The sequence below is a fragment of the Olleya sp. KKT75 genome (genome assembly GCF_055635485.1).
On record NZ_CM145759.1, the window covers coordinates 2,306,742 to 2,328,049 of the forward strand.

A 21,308-nucleotide genomic window follows, 5' to 3' on the forward strand; every position below is an offset into this window, starting at 1 on the left:
CTAACGTATTACATTATGATCTGTATTGTACACCGTTTTTACGCTTCGTAGATATCAAATTTATTGGAGACAGATTTCATTAATTCTGCATTAGAGAAATCCGCATCAGTCATTTTGGATAATTCTTCTAAAAAAACATCAAATTGACCATTTTTAAATATAGTAAGCATTTTCCCTCCTGCTGTGCAAATCGCTTCGTGCCAAACTTTAGGAGGTACCGTTACAGTATCGCCTTCCTTTAGAATTATTGTTTCATCGTCAAAAATAAGCTCTATTTGGCCCTCAAGCATATAAAAAACTTCAGTCATAATTTTATGATGATGACGCTTTAAATGAAACCCTGGTTTTAAGGTATCTTCAATCAAACATAGTTCGCCATTAGTATCTCTTGATGATAGTTTAACAAAACAGTGGTCTTGAGAGTAATTGTAATTTTCGCCTTCACCAGTTTTTATATATTGTTTTGCAGTCATGATTTCTTTTTAAAATTGAATAAAATGAATAATAAATTTGATTTCATTTTAATGAATTACACCCTAAGCTAAACGAAGTTAGTAGAAAATTTTGATAACGTCAAATTGGCTATTATCTACTGCTAGAAAATACTAATTATTTTGAAATTATATTAAAAAAGAAAAAAGCACAACCTTAAGAGTGTGCTTTTTTTAGTGATTTCTGTATCATTTGTTGTAGTTAATAGCCAATTATTTATGCTATTTGTGAGTCGTTTTTTTAAATCTACATAAAATTCCGATTGTAATAAATGTGGACGTTAAATATATTGAGATTAAAAAACCTATTCCAAAGTCATGAGCAAAAACACCATCATAAAAAGGCATGGAACTGATAATAAAAACCATTATGGTTGGAATAGAAAATATAGACCAAAACGCTATTTTGTTGTTTGGAAAGGATATAAATCGACGAATATTTAGAAATATTAAAATTCCAGAAGCTACAATAGGAACAATAAATCCACACCAGCTTAATGCTGTTAGGCTTTGGATATAAAGGCCCAAAGTAAATGAAAGAATAAAAATCAAAAGAATGGAAGTTAATAATAGCAGTAATGCCATAACAAAATTATCTAATTTTTTTTCAGATAAAAACAGTGAAAAATTTAGTGATGTTAAAGCTATAATTCCAATAATGGTAATCAATCCACGATCGTTTCCTCTGTCTATAAAGGAAGCAATAAACATCCAAGACCAAATAATCAAAGAGGAACACAACACAAATGTCAAATTCTGTTTTATTGTAAAATATTTAATTTTAGGATTTAGTAGCATTAATTAAAAACGTTATTATTAGTAATAGTTTTCATTTTTCTCTTGTTAGAATTATTTCATAGTTATCAAAACTCTTGGGTTTGTATTAAATTAGTTTACTTAAGCCTATTAGTTCCTTTCTGTATCGTGAGATTAATGTCATCGAATCAGCTGTTATTTGTTTAACTCGTTAACCGCGCTTTAAACCATTTTTTCTGCCAATTTAAATCATAGTAGTAGTAGTAGTATCCATATGAGACTAGCAAAGGATAATAATTAATATTAGAACTTAAACGAAGTTAGTAGAAAATTTTGATAACGTCAAATAGGCTATTATCTACTGCTAGAAAATACTAGTTATTTTAAAATTAGATTAAAAAAGAAAAAAGCACAACCTTAAGAGTGTGCTTTTTTGATGCTTTTTTTAGTGTGTTTTTTAATGCGAAACCACTTTTAAACCAATAATGGATGCAATTAAAGTCATAAGAAAAAGCAGGCGCCAAAAGGTTGTGGGCTCTTTAAAGACTAAAATTCCGACTAGTACAGTTCCTACAGCTCCAATACCTGTCCAAACGGCATAAGCATTACCAATAGGAAGGTGTTGCGTTACTTTTAAAAGAAGTCCCATACTTATACCTAAACACAGTACAAAACCAATGTACCAATTTGTGGCTTCCATTCCTGAGGCTTCTTTGGCTTTTCCAAGACAAGTTGCAAAACCGACTTCAAAAAGTCCAGCGATTATTAATAATATCCAATTCATATCTTAATGATTAGTTCTTGTGATTACGCTCTGTTTTTTAAACCGATTAGATTAATAACCAAAACTTTATTTTGAAAAGGCATGTAAGACTTCCATTGCCTTTGCTGTATCTTTTGTGTCAACAAAAATATGATCGTGATAGTAGGCAGCAACAACATTACAGCTAATACCATGGTCTGATAAAGCATTAGAAAAGGCAGCTGTTAATCCTACTGCTTCTAAAGAGGAGTGTACAGTAAGTGTGATCCAAGAGGCTATAAACGTATACTCTAAACCTAATTGATCTGCTACTTCTTTTTTTGCAATAACGGTAGTGCTTTCGTCTTCTTTAAAAGTCATTATAACTTGACTTAATTTTATTTGATCTAAATCTTCAGTTTTACAAAATACAAATTCGCCTATATTATGCTTTGGCTTCATTGATTTTAAAAGCATTGCTAAGTTTTTTTCTCCACTCATTTATTGTGCGTTTTTAGTTAGTTTTTGTAATTCATTTAAGGTTGCTTTTCCAACACTATGGGCAGATTGTGGGTTTTGTCCTGTAACTAGTCTCTGATCAGAAACAACTTGATTTGTAAAAGGTGCAGACTTTTCAAAAATAGCACCATGCGCTATTAATTGGTCCTCTAATAAAAAAGGAACCACATTTTCTAGTTTTACTTTTACTTCTTCTTCATTAGTAAAAGCATTTACTTTTTTGCCATCTACAAGATAAGATCCATTACTTAATTTAATGTTTACAAGTCCTGCTGGTCCATGACATACTGCACTAACTACACCATTGTTTTCATAAATTTGCTTTGCTATTTCTGCAATTTCTGTATTATTTGCAAAATCCCACATTGCTCCGTGTCCACCAGCATAATGGATAGCGATGTAGTCTTCTGGGTTTATTTCGCTAGGTGTTTTAGTATGCTCAATTTTATTACGATAAATCGTATTATTCCAAAATTTCTTGTTTATAGAGTCTGTCAAATCAAAAGCATCAACTGGTGCTTTTCCACCTTGTGGGCTAACAAAATCTATCTCATATCCGGCAGAATGTAAAACATCCCAAGGATGAGAAACTTCTCCAAGATAGTATCCTGTTTTTTCTCCTGTATCCCCTTTTTTACTATGACTAGTAACTACAAATAATATCTTTTTTAAGGCTTTAGTTTCTTTGCTAACCGTTGGTTTTATAGTGCTTTTTTTACTAGTATTATTGCAACTTGCAAGAAGAATTATAAATACAAATAGAAAATAATGTGTTTTAAATGCTATTGTTTTTGACATGTTTAACTATATTTTAAAATTAATGTTTACCGTATTCTGAGGTAGTGATTGTAAAAAAGTTTTACAATTTCTTATAAAGAATATAACGGAACAAAAGTCTTAAATATTTTGGTTAAACTATTTATCAAATGATAAAAACGACATTTATTTTATGTTGGCTCTAATTCGGCTTAAGCTAACTTGAGTGATGCCTAAATAGGACGCGATATGCGCTAAAGGTATACGCTGTAAATGCTAGGGTAATTTTTAAGTAGCGCCAAATACCTTTGGGTTGCAGTATTAAATTGTAAAGCAATGAGACGTTTTTCTGATTTAATAAGTTCTAATTCTGAAAACTTACGACCCCAATTTGCAATTTTAATATCTTCTAAAAACAGGTCCTGAAGTTTCTCTGTTTTTAATTCGTACAGCTCGCATTCTTCCAATAATTCTACGTCTTCGTAACCTTTTTGATTATTGACATAACTTTGCATGGATACAATAGGATCGCCTTCTTGTCCTAACCAAAACGTGATTTGATTGGCATCAGAATACGCATAAGCTCTTGCAATACCTTTTTTGATAAAATAGATACTAGTTTCAACTTTATTTGCTTTAAATAAAATATGACCCTTTGGTAATATCGTTTCTGTTATTGCTGCTTTTATTATGTTTTTAGAAGCAGTTGGTAACGGATATATTGTATCAATAATCTGGCTTAGTTCCATGTATTGTAGTAGTCAGTTTTTGCTATTTTATGGTATTAAAAGTGGTGTTTAATGTTGTAATTAAGCCTCTTGTTTTTTAAAAGGTGTATTCTCAGGTGCTAAATTTAGATTTGATAATACTTCTTTTAATTTCTCCAAAGACGTATCATCAATAAATTCGGCATCGATTTTAAATTTTTTACTATCCGTTATTAGCGTAAAATCTCCTGCATACGATTTGATAAGAGTCACATCTTTTAACTGTATTTTTCCTCCTAAACCATATAGTATATTTTTACTAATAGTACCGTTATTAATGGTTAGATACTGTGTTTTTAAATCGTATAGATAGTGTGTAATAGCCAAAGCTCCAAGCACTAAGTAGGCGAAATCTGACCATTCTTTTTTGTCCGTTTCTAAGATATTAAATATGCCTAATGCAATACATGTTAGTCCGACAAATATATTTACACGAATCTTTTTTTTGTTGAATTTTATTTTCATAAAATGATACTATTTTCCTATTAGTTGGCCTGAATTTTATTCAAAACGAAGTTAATTTAAATTTCTAAAATAGAATTATTCTTTATAAATTTTTATGGTTTTGTCTCCAATTTTCAGAAAATACATTTGAGAATTTAAGCCTTTTATTTTAAGTTGTATTTGGTTGTTTGTGCGAGATGTTATGTGTAATGCATTAGTAATGTCTTTACCTATGGTACTGTAGAGTTTTATTGTTTTGTTTAGAAGGTTTGATCCTTTTATTGTTATTTCGGATAAAAAAGGATTTGGGTAAGCAATGGTTGTATTGTTTAAACTTACTGTTTCAGTATCTAAGGTAGTATTATAATTTAAAACTTCGCTAAGGATTTGATTTGGTGTACCAAACAGTTGTAAAGCTTCCATTTGGAAGGCTTCATACACATTTGGATCTCCATTGGATGGTGCAGCCAATCCTTCGTTTCTAATATATAAATTCATCCTACACCAGTTTGTTTTTCTCCAATCGGCAACTATTCGCATGGAGTTTCTTCTATCTATGGACGTTATTGTGTTTTTGTTTACTCTACTTTTTTGTAAAGTACAGCTAGCGTTAAAATCACTTTCAGGATAAAACCAAGAGACAGCTCCAGGTGTGTCAGGATTGGAAGATGTAGAAAAGACTAAAAAGCGATTTTCTAATGGTGTATTTATATTAATTTGAATTTCTTTAGAATCGCCAACTGCTTCCACATGTAATGATTGCCAGGTGTTGTTGGTGTCTCTCCATAAAATCCACTCGTACCCCAAGTCTTTATTCAGTCTGAATTCAAACTTATGTCTCATGTCTCCCATGTCGTTGTTAGCACCAGTAAAGCTTTCAAATTCTGGTCTTTTATTAACGGTGACTTCATGAAACTGAAGAATAAAAGAGGAATGTCTAATATATTCCCACTCCGCTGCATGTCTAACGGTAGATATTCCGTTAGTCTGTGTAACGTTTTCTATTGAGGAATTAAAGTCTAATTCGCTCATTAATTCGTGTCTCATGTCCAGACCAAATTCATCATAAACATCATCATCAATTATGGCAGGATGATTTTCGTCTTCAAGTGTTTCATTATTAGGAAATACTAAAGGCGTGTTTTCTATAAAATCATCTTGAAAATACGAGTGTAACGGAAAACTCTCGACCATTAATTTATTAGGAAGTGAGATAACACTTGCTAAATGTCCACCAGATGTACTTGAAACACCAGCTTGTACAGGATTAAATTTATTAGTATGAAAATAGCCTCTAAGTGTTTTTGTACCACCTGATCCAAATTTAGGAAATGGATCTAGATTTGGGCCACCAGGCGTTAACTCGGTAAAAGTAACATAACCACCACCGTTTTCATTAATTCCAATTTTTTCGCCATTAGGCAACGTTAAAAAATGCTGTCTATCTCCTGTTGTACCAGTGTAACCCGCAGGCGTATCATTGATAAATGCACTAGACGGTCCTAACCACCATTTTATAGGATTACTGTAGATAAATAAATGGTCTATTTCTGATGTAAAAGAAGTTGTTCCATTAGTTGTGGCTGCTAGGTTTATATTTTGCGCAGTGGTATTGTCTGGTAGACTTAAAGTGTAACTATTAGTCGCGTCATTTTCTAACATTATTGACGCCATGTCATTACAACTATCCAATGCAATAGAGTAGGTTACCCATTGGTTTATTGGAGGAGCAGTTGTAATTAATTGGGATGTGTTTAAGTTGTTGGTGTAAAATATTCCGTTAGATTTAAAATCAATTTCGACCTTTTTAGCACCAGTAAATAGTGTAAATGTAAGCGCATCATCATTACCTGAATATTGATTTATTTTGACTCTTATATTTATTTTAAAAGCACAAGGATTTAAATCCATGTATCCAAAATCGTTGTAGTTTATGCTTAAAGTTTCGTTTATAGGTTTTAATTCAAGTGCGTAATTGTTTAATTCGTCCTGCTTATAAATGTAAAACTTATTGGTGTCGTCAATATTATTTCCTGTCCAATTTTTTAAACCTTGATTATTGGCGTCATTTATAAAATTAAAACCATAGGAAGAATAATCAGCTCCAAATTGTGCCAAACAACTAAATGAGGTTAATAAAAATGTAATTAGAATAAAATGTAGGTGTTTCATTTGAGGTTATTTATTATTACTACTAAATGCAGCGTTTTGTATTCTAGGTCAATACATTACAAACGTTGCACAACGAAGTTAGTTCAAATTTTTCAGAAAGCCAAGTTGGTGTGTGTTCAAATTAATTTTGAAACGAGATGGTATTAATTATTAGTGTTCTTTATTATTTTAATTATAAAATAAACAGGAATACCGACCAAAATAATGGGAAATAAGGAATCAGTATATTTTTGAAATGCTATGGTTTTTCCAAGACTATTAAAAATAGAAATTACCGTTATAGTCAGGCACATTACTCCAATAGTAAGTCCTATAAGGCGCAACATTTGTGTCGCCATTTTGTAATTATACTTTGCGTTTGTTGTTGTTATTGTAATAGGGTAATTAAAAACCCACGGATATTGGTTTAACTTATAAATTGAAATTGCAATTATTGCGCAGATTATTGGACTTGCCCAAAGTGTGTTTTTTGTTCCAAAGCCATTTTCATCTTTTGAAGGCTAATTGAAATTAATTTGTATTTTTTCAGGAAGTTGATTGTAGTATATTAAAATTAAACTTGCTGAAATAAGAATGAGTATACATGTGAAAACCTCGATTGATCTATCTAGTACATTTTTTTCTATTTTTATTTTAGGCCGGTTCATTCTATTAAGCAGACATTGTTTGTTTAGTAGAGTTTAATTCACGCTAATTAGTCTTTTTTAGTGATTTTAGAAAAACAAAAAGAAAAGAAACCGCAATTAATAAACCAAATAAAGAAGCGTAAAATCTCCAGTTTTCAACACCATTTTCTAATCCTTTTCCAAAGAATGTTTTTGCAGAAAAGAGAATAAACACGATTAATAAGATTAATATTGGTAGTTTTTTTTTGTTCATAATTATGTGGTTAGTTGAAATTACTTTACGAATAAATACAAAGTCTTAAAATGATTTTTCTTTATTTTTTTAGTAAAGACTAATTTAGTTATAAATTCTCACAATTTCAAATAGTTATTTTTAGTGTATAAATATAGAAGTCAAGATTATGTTGATTAATAGTCTTCTGTTAAAAGATAAATGTTCTTTTGGAAATACGATTGAAAACAAAAAAGCACCATCCTAAGATTGTGCTTTTTTGTAAGGGTTTTAGAATGGCCCATTAATAAAATTGGAAGTTTATAACTGCAATTAGATAATCAAAAGAAGTGCTATTAACCGTAAATACTTTCGGCTTTAAGCCGAAGCTTTACCATAATATTTTTTGCGTAACCAAAAGGATACACGAACCAGTAGTATTAAAGCTGGAACTTCTACTAAAGGACCGATAACTCCTGCAAAGGCTTGTCCGGAATTTAATCCAAAAACAGCAATGGCCACTGCTATTGCTAATTCAAAATTATTTCCGGCTGCTGTAAATGCTACTGAAGCTGTCTTGTCATATTCTGCTCCTGATGCTTTGGTAAAGAAAAAACCAATAATAAACATCAACGTAAAATAGATAAGTAAAGGCACTGCGATAATTAGGACATCCATCGGTATTTCTACAATTAATTCGCCTTTCAGAGAAAACATAATTACGATGGTAAATAATAGTGCAATTAAAGTAATTGGTGATATTGTAGGGATAAATTTGTTGGTGTACCAATCTTCACTTTTAAGTTTTACCAATATTAATCGGCTTAAAATTCCTAATACAAATGGAAGCCCCAAGTAAATTGCAACACTTTCTGCAATAGTGGCTATTGAGATGTCAACAATAGCGCCCTCAAATCCAAAATAGGGTGGAAGCACGGTTATAAATAACCAAGCGTAAAAACTATAGGCAAATACCTGAAAGATACTATTTAATGCTACTAAACCTGCTCCATATTCGCTACTACCTTCAGCAAGATCATTCCAAACCAAAACCATTGCAATACAACGTGCAAGACCTATTAAAATAAGTCCAACCATATATTCTGGATAATCATGTAAAAAAGTAATGGCCAAAACAAACATTAATACTGGACCAATAATCCAATTAAGAATAAGTGAAATAGATAGGATTTTTACATTTCTAAATACTTTAGGTAGCAAAGCATAATTGACCTTTGCTAAAGGTGGATACATCATTAATATTAATCCAATTGCAATCGGAATATTTGTTGTACCACTACTAAATGAGTTTATAATATCAGGGAATGTTGGAATAAAATAACCTAGTCCAACACCAATAGCCATGGCTACAAAGATCCATAAGGTTAGATTCCGGTCTAGAAAGCTTAGTTTTTTAGTTGCCATTGTTTATGCGTTTATTTGTGAGAAGATGTAATATAATTCGGTTGCTATTTGTAAGCTTCTTTCAGTGTATTTTTCAGCTTGTTGTGGTGTATTATCAAATGCTTTTGGGTCTTCAAAAGTTATTGGGATACGTATTTCTGCACCAGCAATAAACGGACAACCACCATCTGCTTGAGAGCATGTCATAATTGCAGCAAATCCGGATGTTGGATTAAAAGCGTCATCTAGTTTTTTTGAAAAGCCTATTATTGGATGTTCTGTGTCAGCATATTTAATACTGTAAACAGGGTTTTCGTTTTTAGAAATGGGATTTATCTTAAATCCTGATTTTACTAAAGTTTCTGCTACCATCGGGAAAAGTGCTGTTGCTTCTGTCCCTCCCGAATAACAAAACACGTTTTTAATATTGAAGTAATACGCCATAGTTTGTGCCCAAACTTGTGTTAAATGACTTCTTCTTGAATTATGAGTGCATATAAAATTTAGTCTAATGGTTTGGTTTTTTGAAACCTTACCTTGAATAAAATCTGTTAATGGTTGTAGCACTGCTTTGCGTTGTGCGGATATAGTCTCAGTATTTAGAGTCTTAATTAGTTGGTCTATTTCTGTAAACATTTCTGTTTTGGCTAATCCCATTTTAAATCTTTATTAGTTTATTGCAATATTACGATTAATAATTTAGCATACAAATTATTTTTTGTGTTTATCAAAGCAGTTTACTTAGTTTTTATTTTTGGTTATACTAATGCGAACTAGTCGTTTTAAAGCAAAAAAAAAGAGACTACTTAATTTAGTAGTCTCTTTTTAATGGTATTTCTGCTTAAGCAGAATTTTGTTTTATTTAGTTGATAAGCTAACTATTTCAATATCAAAAATAAGGTTAGCATTTGGTGGTACTGGTCCACGTCCAGAAGCACCGTATCCTAAATAACTTGGTACAAAAATTCTAGCTTTATCACCAATATTCATGTTTAACATTGCTTCTCTAAATCCAGGAACTAAAGTTGCAGACTCGTTATAAGGCATTGCAAATGCTTGGTATGCACCTTGTTTTGCAGCGTCTTCATTATATTGATTGTATTTTTTAGCATCTTCAGCAATTGTAGAGAAAAAGAAACTTCCGTCTTCAAAAAGACCTGTACAATCTATTAATACACGATCAGAAGGCTTAGGAGTAACTCCGTTTGGCTTAGCATCATGAATCATTACTAATCCAGTTGGCATTTCTTTTACCTCACCTTTAATATCTGCATTTGCTTTAATAAAGTTACTTGCAGCTTCTTTAGCTTTTTCTTTAATTATTTCTTGTTCTTTAGCTTTTTGCTCTTCTAATTTTTTAGACAATAAAGGCTCTTGCTCTGTAAATACTTTAGGAGCATCAAATGCTTTAGCTGCTTTTCCTTTTCTGATAATGTTAAGTTTTTCAATCACAACATCTTCGTTAGGTTTGTTTCTTTGTCCTACTGGTACGTTAGATATAGTATCTTGTACTTCTAAACCTTGAACAAGTTCTCCAAAAACAGAGTGACAACTTACACCACGTCCATTACAGTTTTTTAAGCTACCATCTGCGTTAAACCCATCTAAGTTTTGCTTTGGTACTTCTGTAATAAAAAATTGACTTCCGTTAGTATCATAACCTCCAGAGTTAGCCATAGATAAGATTCCTGCTTTGTCATGACTTAAACTTGTATCAAATTCGCTAAAAAACTTAAATCCAGCACTTCCCATTCCTGTTCCTGTTGGATCACCACCTTGGATCATAAATTTATCCATTACTCTATGGAAAATAATACCGTTATAAAATGGTTTTCCTTTTAAAGAATCTGCTAATTGAGGATGCGTCCCTTCTGCTAAAGCTACAAAGTTAGCGACTACAACTGGTACTTTGTCGTAAAATAATTTTGCGACCATTGTCCCTTTATTAGTTACAATTTCTGCATATAATCCGTCTTCTAAATCAGGGTATTGTTGTTGACAAGAATTGGTAGTTAAACTTACCATTAGGGCAATTAATAATAGTTTCATTGTGTTAATTAATTTGTTCATTTTTATTGGGTTTATAACTATTCTTTTTTGGTAATCGAAAATACAGAAACTTCACAAATAATTGGAATATTAGTTCCAATTTTATTTTCATCTCCATAATAGCCATAGGCTTTTTGAGACGGAAATATAAATGTTGCAACTTCTCCTGCTTGCATTAATTTTAAGCCTTCACGTAGTCCAGAAAATAATTCTTGCTGATCCATTGCGTAGTTTTGATCTTTAAGTTCTGCTTTTGTGTAAATAGCATTACCATTAAGATCTTTTACGTTGTAATTAAATTTTACAAGGTCGCCAAACGTTGGTGTTGGTAGACTATCATTAGTGACTTCTGTATTATAATAGTACCAAAATCCATTACCGGAAGTTTGGTAGTTATTTTCCGGTTGTGCTGCTATAATATCTGTAATGATTTTAGTTTCTTTTTGATAAAGCGCTTTGTTTCTAGCAATCGATTCATTTATAAACGAACCCGAATTTACAGACACAGGTTTTCTAGCTTCTGGTGTTTTACAACTTAACGCTGTAATACAAACTAATAGTATAATAACAAGATTACGCTTCATTTAATAAGGTATTGTATTGTGGTAATATACTAATAAATTTCTCGATAGTTTTTTCGATATTATCATCGCTTTTTCCACCAGCAGCGTTGGTATGACCGCCACCATGAAAATGCTCTCGTGACATTTTGTTAACTGAAAAATCACCTTTAGATCGTAAAGATATTTTTATAATGCCTTGTTGTAAATCTTCAATAAAAATAGCAGCAAGCACCACATTATTTAAGGATAAGGCATAATTTACAAACCCTTCTGTGTCTCCTTTTTTGTAGTCAAACTGTTGTAACTCTTTTTGAGTTAACGTGATATAAGCAGCTCTAGATTCTGGAATAACTCTTAAGTTACTTAAAGCGCATCCTAAAAGTTGTAAACGGTTATAACTGTTAGTGTCGTACACTTGATTATGTATCATAGTATTATCTGCGCCTTTGTCTATTAAACTGGCAATAATCCTATGTGTAGCACTGGTCGTAGATCTAAATCTAAAGGACCCTGTATCGGTCATAATCCCCACATAAATTGCTGTGGCAATATTACTATCTATTACATCTAAACCGTTAAGGTTTTCTATAAAATTATAAACCATCTCACAAGTAGAGCTCATACTAACGTCACTATAGGTGAATTTAGCATAGTCATCTGGTTGCTGATGATGGTCAATCATTATTTTTAATGCCGTATTGTTTGTTAAAACAGTTTCCATATCTCCAGCACGATGAAACGCATTAAAGTCTAATGTAAACACAATATCCGCCTCTGCTAATTTAGCTTCGCTTTCTTCTTTTTGGCTGTCATATTTAAGAATTAAATCCTCACCAGGAAGCCATTTTAGAAAATCCGGATAATCATTAGGTAAGATTACAGTGGCTAAATGATTGGTTTTTGTTAAGTAATGAAACAAAGCCAAGCTAGAGCCAATAGCGTCTCCATCTGGATTTTTGTGGCTTACAATTACAATTTTTTTGGGTGTAGCCAATAACTGATTTATGTCTGTGTACTCTTGTTTTGTCATAGTCCACGAAGATACAATTTTTTAATAATTGAATTTATTGTTTTTATTAATAAATGGCTTACTTTTGCAGAAAATTAACAGGTACTTTTTTTAATTAGAAAGATTGTTTTTTTTAAACAAATTAGATAAATAATAAAATAAAGAAATGGCAACTAACAGAACATTTACAATGCTTAAGCCTGACTCTGTTGAAAAAGGGTACATTGGCGCAATCTTAGAAAAAATTAACGCTTCAGGTTTTAGAATCGTTGCAATGAAGTTAACACACATGACTAAGCAAGATGCTGAAGCATTTTACGCAGTACATAGCGAAAGACCTTTCTATGGTGAGTTAGTAGAGTACATGACACGTGGACCTATTGTAGCTGCTATTTTAGAAAAAGATAACGCAGTAGAGGATTTTAGAACTTTAATTGGTGCTACTAATCCTGCTGATGCAGCAGAAGGAACTATCCGTAAATTATATGCAGCTTCTATTGGAGAAAATGCAGTACACGGTAGTGATAGTGATGAGAATGCAGCTATTGAAGGTGCTTTCCATTTTTCTGGACGTGAAATGTTTTAAGTTTAAAACACTATAAATTAAGAAAAAATCCAGCGTTTAGCTGGATTTTTTTTGTTTACTACTTTAGTTTTTTACAAAATTGAAGATAGTATTGTCAATTAGAAACAATAGAACAAAAAAAGCCTCTCTAAATAAATAGAGAGGCTTTTTTTGTTAAAGATATATGGTTGCTGTTAAAGTACTTTAACGTTAACTGCGTTTAATCCTTTTTTTCCTTCTTGTAGGTCAAATTCAACTTCGTCGCCTTCGCGTATTTCATCTGTTAATCCTGAAATGTGTACAAAGTGGTCTTTGTTTACACCTTCTTCTGTAATGAATCCAAATCCTTTAGCGTCATTGAAGAATTTTACTGTGCCTTTACTCATCGTAATAAAATTTAATATTAATTAGTTTAATTATTACAAAGATGATACCAATAAAATTAATAAATGATATTTATTGTATTTATTTTCAATTACTTAGGTGTTACATGTTATAACTAAAAAAGCCTCTCCAAATGGAAAGGCTCTTTTTGTAATAGTTTAAATAGAAAATATATAATTATACTACTTTTACATTTACTGCGTTCATACCTTTTCTTCCTTCTTGTAAGTCGAATTCTACGACATCTCCTTCACGAACTTCATCAATAAGTCCAGAAATGTGTACAAAATGGTCGCTTTCTGATCCTTCTTCAGTAATAAAACCGAATCCTTTTGAATCATTGAAAAATTTTACTGTTCCTTGTGCCATTGTAATAAAAAAAATTTGTTAATAATAAAGTCAAAGATAGAATATAAAATAGTAATTACATATTATTTTTTTCGAAAATTTAATTACTATAATATTTTAAATACGTTGTAATTATCTCAATATTAGTTTTTTAATAACATCTTTACCCAATTCTTCGTTAAGTAAAGTTATTATTTTTTGGTTTCCATAGCTTAATTCTTCCCTAAGTGCACTAGAGCTAAGTTGTACATAAAGGATGTCTTTTTTTAACTCGATTGCTGTGGTGTATTTATTAATACCATTACCCATTAGCTTGGCCCAAGCATCCCTAACATTAACTTTGTCTAAACCTTTTTCAAGGTTGTTTTCTGTTACAAAGTTTTTTAAGGCGTCAGATATGTTTAATAAATTGTTATTGCGTTTTGCCATTAGTCTATTGTTATAGGTGTGTAGCGTTTATATAAATATAAAACTTTATTTTGGTTTATAATTTGAAGTTTGTCTTCACTAGCCTTTAATATAGTTTCTTTCCAGCTAGAAAAGGGCGTTTTGTAATATAAGTTTAAACTATCGTTTTCTATCTTAAATACAAATTTCTCAATGTCTTTGGAAGTTTCATAGGTACCATTGAAGTTTGGTTTTAGTTTTTTTCTAATTCCTATTGAGTCATTAGTGATTTCAATATAATCTATAGTTTCATTTATTTTATATTGTTTTTTAGTGCCATCGTTTAAGATAACCTCACTTATTTCCCAATAACCAGTAACGTGTTGTTTAAAATCTTCTGGATTTTGAGAACAACTGACTAGTATAATACAAAGTGCGTAATATAGTTTTTTCATGTTATAATTTAAAAATTTCATAAGATTGGTGGACTTGTTTTACTGCGTTTTCTGTACGGTCTGCATGTGTATCGCTTAAAAATATTTGTCCAAAATTTTCGTCGTTTACTAGTTTTATAATTTGTGCCACACGTGTTTCGTCTAATTTATCAAAAATATCATCTAATAACAATATTGGATTATCTCCGCTAATTGCTTTTAAACTATCAAATTGTGCTAATTTTAAAGCTATTAAAAATGATTTTTGCTGGCCTTGACTCCCAAATTTTTTAATAGGGTAGTCGCCAATATTAAATTCTAGATCATCTTTATGAACACCAACACTAGTATATTGTAGTGCTTTGTCTTTATTTATTGCTTTTCTAAGCAGTTGTTCTAAACTACTGTCAAATAAATCACTTTTATAATTTAGGCTTACTTCTTCATTATTGTTACTAATAGCCTTGTATCTTGACTTAAATAGCGGAATAAACGCATCTAAAAACTGTTTTCTTTTTTCAAAAATTTCCGTTCCGTAAAGCTGTAATTGCTGATTGTACACCTCAATAGTATCATTATTATAAGTGTGGTTGGCAGCAAAATATTTTAAAAGCGAATTACGTTGCGATAATATCTTATTATAATTTATAAGACTACTTAAATAACTTTTATCACTTTGACTAATAACACTATCTATAAACTTACGTCTAGTATCGCTACCATCAATAATCAAATCTCTATCTGCAGGACTAATTATTACCAATGGTAAAAAACCAATGTGATCGCTAAATTTTTCGTAAGCCTTACTATTACGCTTAATAACTTTTTTTTGACCTTTTTTTAAGCTGACAACTATATTTTCTGTTTTTTCGTCTTTATCGTATGATCCATTAACTACAAAAAAGTCTTCATCGTATTTTATATTTTGTGATGCAACAGGATTAAAGTAGCTTTTACCAAAGGATAAATGGTAAATAGCATCCAGTACATTTGTTTTTCCAACCCCATTATTACCAACAAGACAATTTATGGTCTCATTAAAGGTGAAGGTTTTGGAGTCAAAATTTTTATAGTTTAAAAGCGATAAGGACTTTAAAATCATAGAGTTGTTGCTAAAATAGAGGGCTTAAAAAAGGGAAGCCTTGTAAGGATGTGCAAATTATTGAAAATTATCAAATAATAACCTTTTATTTCTGAAGAAAAATTATATTTTTGTGCGCATTAATAAAATTAATATGGCGACTTACAAGAAAAGAGGATACAAACCAAAAACAACAGTAGAAAAGGAAATTGAAGTTGAAGACAACTCAACAACCGCTGAAGTTTTTAATACATTAGATGATTCTGCAAATAAGGCAGAGGAGTTTGTAGAGAAAAATCAGAAAAACATTTTTATTATTATTGGTGTTGTAGCTGCTTTTGCTTTAATGTATTTAGTATATCAACAATTTATTGTTAAACCTAAACAAGGTGAAGCGATGAATGATATGTATCAAGCACAAAAATTCTTTAATGAAGCAGTAACATCTACTGTAGGACAAGATTCTTTATATAACTTAGCCTTAAAAGGAGGAGAAGGTAAATTAGGATTAACTGATATCGCTGATCAATATAGTGGTACAGCAGCTGGTAACCTTGCTAACTACTATGCAGGTATGGCTTACTTAAACACAAAAAATTACCAAGAGGCGATTGTTTATCTTGACAAATTTGAAAGTGATGACGAGGCTTTAGCTCCTATGGCTAAAGGTGCAATCGGAGATGCTTTTATTCAGTTAACTGAAACTAAAAACGCATTGGACTACTATAAGCAAGCAGCAAACTTACGTAACAATCAGTTTACTACTCCAACATACTTATTTAAAGCAGGTATTACAGCTTTAGATTTAGGTGAAGCTAAAGAAGCCTTAACATTATTAAATAAAATTAAAGACAATTATCCAAACTCACCAGAAGCTACTCAAGCGGAAGTATTTATTGGAAAAGCGCAAGCGATGTCTAACTAATTAGTTTATGGCAACAACAGATTTATCAGCATACGATAAAGCATCAATCCCAAACGGAGAGCAATTTCGGTTTGGGATTGTTGTTTCAGAATGGAACGAGGATATCACACAAGGCTTACTAGAAGGTGCTAAAAGCACACTTTTAGAACATGGTGTGTCTCCTGAAAACATTGCAGTTTGGGATGTTCCTGGAAGTTACGAGTTAATTTACGGTTGTAAAAAAATGCAAAACCAAAGGGTAGATGCAGTGATTGCAATTGGTAGTGTTATTCAAGGAGAAACAAAGCATTTTGATTTTGTTTGCGAAGCAGTAGCACAAGGTATTAAAGACCTTAATGTTATTGATGAAACACCAGTTATTTTCTGTGTTCTTACGGATAATAACAAGCAACAATCTATTGATCGTTCTGGTGGTAAACATGGTAATAAAGGTGTAGAAGCAGGTGTTGCAGCATTAAAAATGGCAGCATTACGTCATAACGCTTAATATCTGTTAACAATTTTTAGCATTCATAATCTATAGGTCTGTAGTATTTTCAGTATTTTTGAGTAGTATTCACATTAAAACTACTAAGGCTTGTTTAGTCAAAAGAAAAATAAGAAATTCAGCTACCAGTCACGGTTCTCTAAAGAGGGCGACTCCGCTACCAAACTTAAAGAAAGTTTAAACACTAGTTGGGATGAGACAAGACGCACGTCTTCTAGCTCTAAAAAAGGAAACACCCTATTTTTACTTTTAGGTGTTTTGATTTTTATTGGTGTTTTAATGTACTACCTAGAATCTAAAACAAAATAGAGTATACCATGGGATTGCTATCTAAACGTAAAAATAAAAAGTTTGATTACACACCTCGTTTTTATAAAGGTGAAGGCAGTCCGTTTGAGATAAAACATAAGTTTGACGAGCATAGAACTACCGTAGGTGAAAATGCCAACTTTAAACAAAAATTTAATAATGCTTTTGACGAGTTTAAAAACAGTCCCGATAAAGCAGCCAATAGACGCATCTTGGTAATTGTAGCCATTCTAATATTTTTATTCTTATTAGTTATAGGTTTCGATTTTTCCATCTTCTTTTCGTAACAAAATGTATGTCAGATATTATTCAATTATTACCGGATCACGTTGCTAATCAAATTGCGGCAGGAGAGGTTGTACAACGACCAGCTTCAGTTGTAAAAGAGCTATTAGAAAACGCTATAGATGCAGATGCTACGGTTATCAAGTTAATAATTAAGGACGCAGGTAAAACATTAGTCCAAGTTATTGATGACGGAAAAGGGATGAGCGCAACTGATGCTAGATTAAGTTTTGAGCGTCATGCGACGTCTAAAATTAAATCTGCTGACGATTTATTTAAACTTAATACAAAAGGATTTAGAGGAGAAGCTTTAGCTAGTATTGCAGCAATTGCACATGTAGAGCTTAAAACTAAACAAGACGATCAAGAGCTTGGTACTACCATTGTTATTGAAGGTAGTGAGGTTAAGTCTCAAGAGGTTATTGTTACGCCAACCGGTACGTCTTTATCCGTAAAGCACTTGTTTTTTAATATTCCTGCAAGACGCAATTTTTTAAAATCGAATACAGTAGAATTACGACACATTATTGACGAGTTTCATCGTGTGGCTTTAGCACATCCATCCATAGGGTTCTCTATGTTTAGTAATGGAACCGAAACCTATAATTTGCCTCCAAGTAATTACAGACAGCGTATTGTAAATATTTTTGGAACTAAAACTAACGAAAAATTAGTACCTGTTGAAGAAGCAACAGAAGTTTTAATTATTTCTGGTTTTGTTGGTAAACCTGAGTTTGCTAAAAAATCTAGAAACGAGCAATTCTTTTTTGTCAACAATCGTTTTATTAAAAGTGCCTATTTAAACCATGCTATTAATTCAGCATTTGAAGGGTTGCTTAAAGATGGGGCACAACCTAGTTATTACTTAAATTTAACGGTAAATCCACAAACTATAGATATTAATATTCATCCAACAAAAACTGAAATTAAGTTTGATGACGAGCATACGTTATATGCCATATTAAGATCAGCAGTAAAGCATAGTTTAGGACAGTTTAATATTGCACCTGTTTTAGATTTTGATCGTGATGCAAATTTGGATACACCATATAGCTATGAACAAAAGGGGATGCCAAGTGTAGAAGTAGATAGGAGTTTTAATCCATTTAAGCAAGATACACCTCCAACAAAAACTGTGGCGAGTAGCAGTGGTGGTGGATCATTTAGTAGTCCTTCATTTAAAAAAGATTCTGGTGCCAGTTGGGACGGATTATATGTAGGATTAGAATCTAAAGGAACCAAAACAACTACAGATTTTAGCGAAATTCATTTTGAAAGTCAGCCTCAAACCGAAAGCTTTTTTAAAAATGAAAACGAGGTAGAACAAAAGCAAACAACCTATCAATTAAATAACAAGTTTATAATTAGTACTATTAAATCCGGAATGTTAGTTATTGACCAACATCGTGCACATCAACGTGTGTTGTACGAGGATTTTTTAAGACATATTACTATAAAAGAAGGCGTTAGTCAGCAATTATTATTTCCATTAGAATTGCATTTTTCTAATCAAGAAATAGCATTGATTAACCAATTAAAAGAAGATTTAGAATCGACAGGTTTTATATTTCAATCTATAGAAAAGGAAACCGTGCAAATCACAGGAGTTCCTGTAAATGTGCCGGAAAGTGAAGTGTCTATTATTTTGGAGCAATTAATAAGCGATGTAGAAAACGAAGTGCCAGATAGTAATTTTTCTGCAACAGATTTACTAGCAAAATCTATGGCAAAAAGTTTAGCTATTAAAACAGGACAGTCACTAACTAACCAAGAGCAAGAACATTTAGTTAATCGTTTATTTGGTTGTAAGGAACCTAACGTATCACCAACTAACAAAACTACATTTATTACTATGACTGTGGATGAGTTAGATAAAAAATTTATGTAAGTTATGATGAGAATAACAGATACAGTTAAGCATTTAATTATCATAAACGTACTAATGTTTGTTGGTACGATGACGGTTGGAGACGGACGTTTGTTTTATGATTTATTTGCAATGCATTTTCCTGCAAGTGATGCTTTTAAACCTTGGCAAGTGGTGACGCACATGTTTATGCATGGTGGTTTTACACACTTGCTATTTAATATGTTTGCGTTATGGATGTTTGGTGGACCGGTAGAACAGCGTTTAGGACGAAACAAATTCTTGTTTTTATACTTCTCAGCAGGTTTAGCAGCCGTACTGTTTCAGTTGTCAGGTTATTATTGGGATTATTTGCCTGCTCTAAAAAGTTTACTTGAATCTGGGCTTAGTAAATCAGCAATTAATGATATTATAAATTTTAATATTTTAGACGGAAATCAGTATACAGGGCAGTTGTTACAACAACAGTTAACAACCTATTTGGCTGAAAATAATATTAATGCAAGTTTGATTAATCAATCTGTTGTGCAGTCGTTATTTGAAACAAATGTTTTAATTAATAACAGTACAATGGTGGGAGCTTCTGGTTGTATTATGGGAATCTTAGCGGCTTTTGGTATGATGAATCCTAATGCTGAGCTTATGATGCTATTTTTACCAATCCCAATCAAAGCAAAATATTTTATTCCGGGAATTATACTTTTAGATGTTATATCAGCGTTTACAGGACAGTCCTTTTTTAGCCCTAGTAATACTGCTTATTTGGCTCACGTTGGTGGTGCTATTATGGGGTTTGTTATTATGTGGTACTGGCGTAAAACACAATTTAATAAAAATCGTTGGGATAGATAGATGAATCAGATAGAGCAACTAAAATACAAGTACGCTAGACTTAATGTCTTAGAGAAAATTATAGCCATTAATGCTGTTGTGTTTTTGTTTGCCTTATTGTTTAGACGTTTGGTTCCTGTGCTATTTGTTTGGTTACGTTTACCAAGTGATTTTACAGGTTTTTTGTATAAACCTTGGACAATTATTACTTACGGGTTTATTCATTTTGATCCGTTACACATGCTATTTAATATGTTATGGCTTTACTTTTTAGGTAGAATCATGCTTAATTTATTTAGTCCTAAAATGGCGCTTAATATCTACTTTATGGGTATTATTTCAGGTGGATTGGCCTTTTTATTAGGTTATAATTTATTACCTAAAGTCTTTTTACAACCGGCGTATTTAATTGGAGCATCTGCTGGTGTTAGAGCAATTCTTATATTTTTATGTGCTTATATGCCAAACAAGGACATTAGGTTTTTTACCTTTAACTTAAAGTTATGGTGGATTGGTGCGTTTTTAATTGGATTGGATGTTTTAAACGTTTTAAGTGGTAGTAATGCTGGCGGTAACTTAGCACATTTAGGTGGTGCAGCTTTGGGGTTTTTATATGCTAATCAATTAGCTAAAGGTCAAGATATAGGTAAGGGGTTTAGTCGTTTTATGGATTGGGTATCTTCTCTATTTAAAGCAACAAAGACAATAAAAAAAGCTAACATGAAAACAGTACACAGAAAAAGTAAAGTGGCTGGATTTAAGAAAGAAGAATTTAACCAATTTAATAATCAGAAAAAAGTAGATATTATTTTAGATAAGATTAGTAAAAGTGGTTATGATAGCTTGTCTAAAGAAGAAAAAGAATTTTTATTTAAAGCAGGTAAATAGTAGTGATA

28 protein-coding genes are annotated in these 21,308 nt (G+C 31.7%); 10 read left to right on the forward strand and 18 right to left on the reverse strand.

The annotated features are described in order from the left end of the window. Positions 1–38 precede the first annotated feature (38 nt). Complete coding sequence (locus ACZ2G2_RS10250; protein WP_470392024.1) at positions 39–473, reverse strand: cupin domain-containing protein; 435 nt, start codon at positions 471–473, stop codon at positions 39–41. A gap of 364 nt (positions 474–837) precedes the next feature. Here ACZ2G2_RS10250 and ACZ2G2_RS10255 point away from each other — a divergent pair, with 364 nt between their 5' ends. Both ACZ2G2_RS10255 and ACZ2G2_RS10260 read left to right on the forward strand, forming a co-directional pair. Beyond that, positions 838–1,011, forward strand: a complete 174-nt coding sequence (locus tag ACZ2G2_RS10255; RefSeq protein WP_470392025.1) for a hypothetical protein — start codon at positions 838–840, stop codon at positions 1,009–1,011. Positions 1,012–1,047: 36 nt separating this feature from the next. After that, on the forward strand, positions 1,048–1,296 hold the full coding sequence (locus ACZ2G2_RS10260; RefSeq protein WP_470392026.1) for a hypothetical protein: 249 nt from the start codon (positions 1,048–1,050) through the stop codon (positions 1,294–1,296). 408 nt (positions 1,297–1,704) lie between these two features. On the opposite strand, the gene ACZ2G2_RS10265 is transcribed toward ACZ2G2_RS10260, so the two are convergent. The 12 genes from ACZ2G2_RS10265 to ACZ2G2_RS10320 form a co-directional block, all read right to left on the reverse strand. Continuing rightward, positions 1,705–2,031, reverse strand: coding sequence for a DMT family transporter (locus tag ACZ2G2_RS10265; RefSeq protein WP_470392027.1), 327 nt, complete (start codon positions 2,029–2,031; stop codon positions 1,705–1,707). A 66-nt stretch (positions 2,032–2,097) separates the two neighbouring features. After that, a complete protein-coding gene (locus ACZ2G2_RS10270; protein ID WP_470392028.1) occupies positions 2,098–2,490 on the reverse strand; it encodes an ACT domain-containing protein in 393 nt (130 codons plus the stop codon). Beyond that, entirely contained in the window at positions 2,491–3,306 is an 816-nt protein-coding gene (locus ACZ2G2_RS10275; RefSeq protein WP_470392029.1) for a type 1 glutamine amidotransferase domain-containing protein, read from the reverse strand. 212 nt (positions 3,307–3,518) lie between these two features. Further along, positions 3,519–4,013: a cyclic nucleotide-binding domain-containing protein gene (locus ACZ2G2_RS10280; RefSeq protein WP_470392030.1), complete on the reverse strand. Its 495-nt coding sequence runs from the start codon at positions 4,011–4,013 to the stop codon at positions 3,519–3,521. 60 nt (positions 4,014–4,073) lie between these two features. Continuing rightward, positions 4,074–4,496, reverse strand: coding sequence for a hypothetical protein (locus ACZ2G2_RS10285; RefSeq protein ID WP_282068488.1), 423 nt, complete (start codon positions 4,494–4,496; stop codon positions 4,074–4,076). Between the two features lie 75 nt (positions 4,497–4,571). Next, positions 4,572–6,647: a T9SS type A sorting domain-containing protein gene (locus ACZ2G2_RS10290; protein WP_470392031.1), complete on the reverse strand. Its 2,076-nt coding sequence runs from the start codon at positions 6,645–6,647 to the stop codon at positions 4,572–4,574. A gap of 690 nt (positions 6,648–7,337) precedes the next feature. After that, positions 7,338–7,526, reverse strand: a complete 189-nt coding sequence (locus tag ACZ2G2_RS10295) for a hypothetical protein (protein WP_470392032.1) — start codon at positions 7,524–7,526, stop codon at positions 7,338–7,340. Between the two features lie 336 nt (positions 7,527–7,862). Next, positions 7,863–8,909, reverse strand: a complete 1,047-nt coding sequence (gene arsB / locus ACZ2G2_RS10300) for an ACR3 family arsenite efflux transporter (RefSeq protein ID WP_470392033.1) — start codon at positions 8,907–8,909, stop codon at positions 7,863–7,865. Between the two features lie 3 nt (positions 8,910–8,912). Further along, the gene (locus tag ACZ2G2_RS10305) at positions 8,913–9,545 is read right to left on the reverse strand and encodes an arsenate-mycothiol transferase ArsC (protein WP_470392034.1); all 633 of its coding nucleotides are present in this window, start codon (positions 9,543–9,545) and stop codon (positions 8,913–8,915) included. 201 nt (positions 9,546–9,746) lie between these two features. After that, positions 9,747–10,958 carry a peptidylprolyl isomerase gene (locus tag ACZ2G2_RS10310; protein WP_470392035.1) on the reverse strand — a complete coding sequence of 404 codons (1,212 nt, stop codon included), beginning with the start codon at positions 10,956–10,958 and terminating at the stop codon, positions 9,747–9,749. 17 nt (positions 10,959–10,975) lie between these two features. Further along, positions 10,976–11,521, reverse strand: coding sequence for a gliding motility-associated peptidyl-prolyl isomerase GldI (gene gldI / locus ACZ2G2_RS10315; RefSeq protein ID WP_470392036.1), 546 nt, complete (start codon positions 11,519–11,521; stop codon positions 10,976–10,978). Continuing rightward, positions 11,511–12,530, reverse strand: coding sequence for a DHH family phosphoesterase (locus tag ACZ2G2_RS10320; protein ID WP_470392037.1), 1,020 nt, complete (start codon positions 12,528–12,530; stop codon positions 11,511–11,513). The genes gldI and ACZ2G2_RS10320 overlap by 11 nt, the downstream gene beginning before the upstream one ends. Before the next feature lie 145 nt (positions 12,531–12,675). Here ACZ2G2_RS10320 and ACZ2G2_RS10325 point away from each other — a divergent pair, with 145 nt between their 5' ends. Beyond that, a complete protein-coding gene (locus ACZ2G2_RS10325; RefSeq protein WP_101203237.1) occupies positions 12,676–13,095 on the forward strand; it encodes a nucleoside-diphosphate kinase in 420 nt (139 codons plus the stop codon). 173 nt (positions 13,096–13,268) lie between these two features. Here the strand turns inward: ACZ2G2_RS10325 and ACZ2G2_RS10330 are convergent, their stop codons facing one another. The 5 genes from ACZ2G2_RS10330 to recF form a co-directional block, all read right to left on the reverse strand. Beyond that, on the reverse strand, positions 13,269–13,460 hold the full coding sequence (locus tag ACZ2G2_RS10330) for a cold-shock protein (RefSeq protein WP_090839902.1): 192 nt from the start codon (positions 13,458–13,460) through the stop codon (positions 13,269–13,271). A gap of 175 nt (positions 13,461–13,635) precedes the next feature. Continuing rightward, a complete protein-coding gene (locus ACZ2G2_RS10335) occupies positions 13,636–13,827 on the reverse strand; it encodes a cold-shock protein (protein ID WP_090839900.1) in 192 nt (63 codons plus the stop codon). 111 nt (positions 13,828–13,938) lie between these two features. Next, a complete protein-coding gene (locus ACZ2G2_RS10340; RefSeq protein WP_090839898.1) occupies positions 13,939–14,235 on the reverse strand; it encodes a DciA family protein in 297 nt (98 codons plus the stop codon). Next, entirely contained in the window at positions 14,235–14,648 is a 414-nt protein-coding gene (locus ACZ2G2_RS10345; protein WP_281847072.1) for a lipocalin family protein, read from the reverse strand. The genes ACZ2G2_RS10340 and ACZ2G2_RS10345 overlap by 1 nt, the downstream gene beginning before the upstream one ends. 1 nt (position 14,649) lies before the next feature. Then, positions 14,650–15,729, reverse strand: coding sequence for a DNA replication/repair protein RecF (gene recF, locus ACZ2G2_RS10350; protein ID WP_272022746.1), 1,080 nt, complete (start codon positions 15,727–15,729; stop codon positions 14,650–14,652). Positions 15,730–15,841: 112 nt separating this feature from the next. Between recF and ACZ2G2_RS10355 the strand changes: the two genes are divergently transcribed. From ACZ2G2_RS10355 to ACZ2G2_RS10385, 7 genes are all read left to right on the forward strand, one after another. Beyond that, on the forward strand, positions 15,842–16,633 hold the full coding sequence (locus tag ACZ2G2_RS10355; protein ID WP_345740268.1) for a tetratricopeptide repeat protein: 792 nt from the start codon (positions 15,842–15,844) through the stop codon (positions 16,631–16,633). Between the two features lie 7 nt (positions 16,634–16,640). Continuing rightward, positions 16,641–17,120 carry a 6,7-dimethyl-8-ribityllumazine synthase gene (gene ribH, locus ACZ2G2_RS10360; RefSeq protein WP_101203235.1) on the forward strand — a complete coding sequence of 160 codons (480 nt, stop codon included), beginning with the start codon at positions 16,641–16,643 and terminating at the stop codon, positions 17,118–17,120. A 90-nt stretch (positions 17,121–17,210) separates the two neighbouring features. Then, entirely contained in the window at positions 17,211–17,429 is a 219-nt protein-coding gene (locus ACZ2G2_RS10365) for a hypothetical protein (RefSeq protein WP_090839891.1), read from the forward strand. Between the two features lie 8 nt (positions 17,430–17,437). After that, a complete protein-coding gene (locus ACZ2G2_RS10370; RefSeq protein ID WP_101203233.1) occupies positions 17,438–17,716 on the forward strand; it encodes a riboflavin synthase subunit beta in 279 nt (92 codons plus the stop codon). Between the two features lie 8 nt (positions 17,717–17,724). Then, entirely contained in the window at positions 17,725–19,602 is a 1,878-nt protein-coding gene (mutL, locus tag ACZ2G2_RS10375) for a DNA mismatch repair endonuclease MutL (RefSeq protein WP_470392038.1), read from the forward strand. Positions 19,603–19,605: 3 nt separating this feature from the next. After that, entirely contained in the window at positions 19,606–20,433 is an 828-nt protein-coding gene (locus ACZ2G2_RS10380) for a rhomboid family intramembrane serine protease (protein WP_090839885.1), read from the forward strand. Further along, positions 20,434–21,300, forward strand: a complete 867-nt coding sequence (locus tag ACZ2G2_RS10385) for a rhomboid family intramembrane serine protease (protein ID WP_470392039.1) — start codon at positions 20,434–20,436, stop codon at positions 21,298–21,300. The last annotated feature ends 8 nt before the right edge of the window (positions 21,301–21,308 follow it).

Coding starts and splice junctions, on each gene's coding strand:
- arsB (WP_470392033.1), bottom strand. CDS start 8,909: ATGGCAACTAAAAAACTAAGCTTTCTAGACCGGAATCTAACCTTATGG.
- ACZ2G2_RS10345 (WP_281847072.1), bottom strand. CDS start 14,648: ATGAAAAAACTATATTACGCACTTTGTATTATACTAGTCAGTTGTTCT.
- ACZ2G2_RS10340 (WP_090839898.1), bottom strand. CDS start 14,235: ATGGCAAAACGCAATAACAATTTATTAAACATATCTGACGCCTTAAAA.
- ACZ2G2_RS10385 (WP_470392039.1), top strand. CDS start 20,434: ATGAATCAGATAGAGCAACTAAAATACAAGTACGCTAGACTTAATGTC.
- ACZ2G2_RS10275 (WP_470392029.1), bottom strand. CDS start 3,306: ATGTCAAAAACAATAGCATTTAAAACACATTATTTTCTATTTGTATTT.
- mutL (WP_470392038.1), top strand. CDS start 17,725: ATGTCAGATATTATTCAATTATTACCGGATCACGTTGCTAATCAAATT.
- ACZ2G2_RS10310 (WP_470392035.1), bottom strand. CDS start 10,958: ATGAACAAATTAATTAACACAATGAAACTATTATTAATTGCCCTAATG.
- ACZ2G2_RS10370 (WP_101203233.1), top strand. CDS start 17,438: ATGGGATTGCTATCTAAACGTAAAAATAAAAAGTTTGATTACACACCT.
- ACZ2G2_RS10295 (WP_470392032.1), bottom strand. CDS start 7,526: ATGAACAAAAAAAAACTACCAATATTAATCTTATTAATCGTGTTTATT.
- ACZ2G2_RS10305 (WP_470392034.1), bottom strand. CDS start 9,545: ATGGGATTAGCCAAAACAGAAATGTTTACAGAAATAGACCAACTAATT.
- ribH (WP_101203235.1), top strand. CDS start 16,641: ATGGCAACAACAGATTTATCAGCATACGATAAAGCATCAATCCCAAAC.
- ACZ2G2_RS10380 (WP_090839885.1), top strand. CDS start 19,606: ATGATGAGAATAACAGATACAGTTAAGCATTTAATTATCATAAACGTA.
- ACZ2G2_RS10330 (WP_090839902.1), bottom strand. CDS start 13,460: ATGAGTAAAGGCACAGTAAAATTCTTCAATGACGCTAAAGGATTTGGA.
- recF (WP_272022746.1), bottom strand. CDS start 15,729: ATGATTTTAAAGTCCTTATCGCTTTTAAACTATAAAAATTTTGACTCC.
- ACZ2G2_RS10260 (WP_470392026.1), top strand. CDS start 1,048: ATGGAAGTTAATAATAGCAGTAATGCCATAACAAAATTATCTAATTTT.
- ACZ2G2_RS10265 (WP_470392027.1), bottom strand. CDS start 2,031: ATGAATTGGATATTATTAATAATCGCTGGACTTTTTGAAGTCGGTTTT.
- ACZ2G2_RS10280 (WP_470392030.1), bottom strand. CDS start 4,013: ATGGAACTAAGCCAGATTATTGATACAATATATCCGTTACCAACTGCT.
- gldI (WP_470392036.1), bottom strand. CDS start 11,521: ATGAAGCGTAATCTTGTTATTATACTATTAGTTTGTATTACAGCGTTA.
- ACZ2G2_RS10255 (WP_470392025.1), top strand. CDS start 838: ATGGAACTGATAATAAAAACCATTATGGTTGGAATAGAAAATATAGAC.
- ACZ2G2_RS10285 (WP_282068488.1), bottom strand. CDS start 4,496: ATGAAAATAAAATTCAACAAAAAAAAGATTCGTGTAAATATATTTGTC.
- ACZ2G2_RS10320 (WP_470392037.1), bottom strand. CDS start 12,530: ATGACAAAACAAGAGTACACAGACATAAATCAGTTATTGGCTACACCC.
- ACZ2G2_RS10250 (WP_470392024.1), bottom strand. CDS start 473: ATGACTGCAAAACAATATATAAAAACTGGTGAAGGCGAAAATTACAAT.
- ACZ2G2_RS10290 (WP_470392031.1), bottom strand. CDS start 6,647: ATGAAACACCTACATTTTATTCTAATTACATTTTTATTAACCTCATTT.
- ACZ2G2_RS10335 (WP_090839900.1), bottom strand. CDS start 13,827: ATGGCACAAGGAACAGTAAAATTTTTCAATGATTCAAAAGGATTCGGT.
- ACZ2G2_RS10325 (WP_101203237.1), top strand. CDS start 12,676: ATGGCAACTAACAGAACATTTACAATGCTTAAGCCTGACTCTGTTGAA.
- ACZ2G2_RS10270 (WP_470392028.1), bottom strand. CDS start 2,490: ATGAGTGGAGAAAAAAACTTAGCAATGCTTTTAAAATCAATGAAGCCA.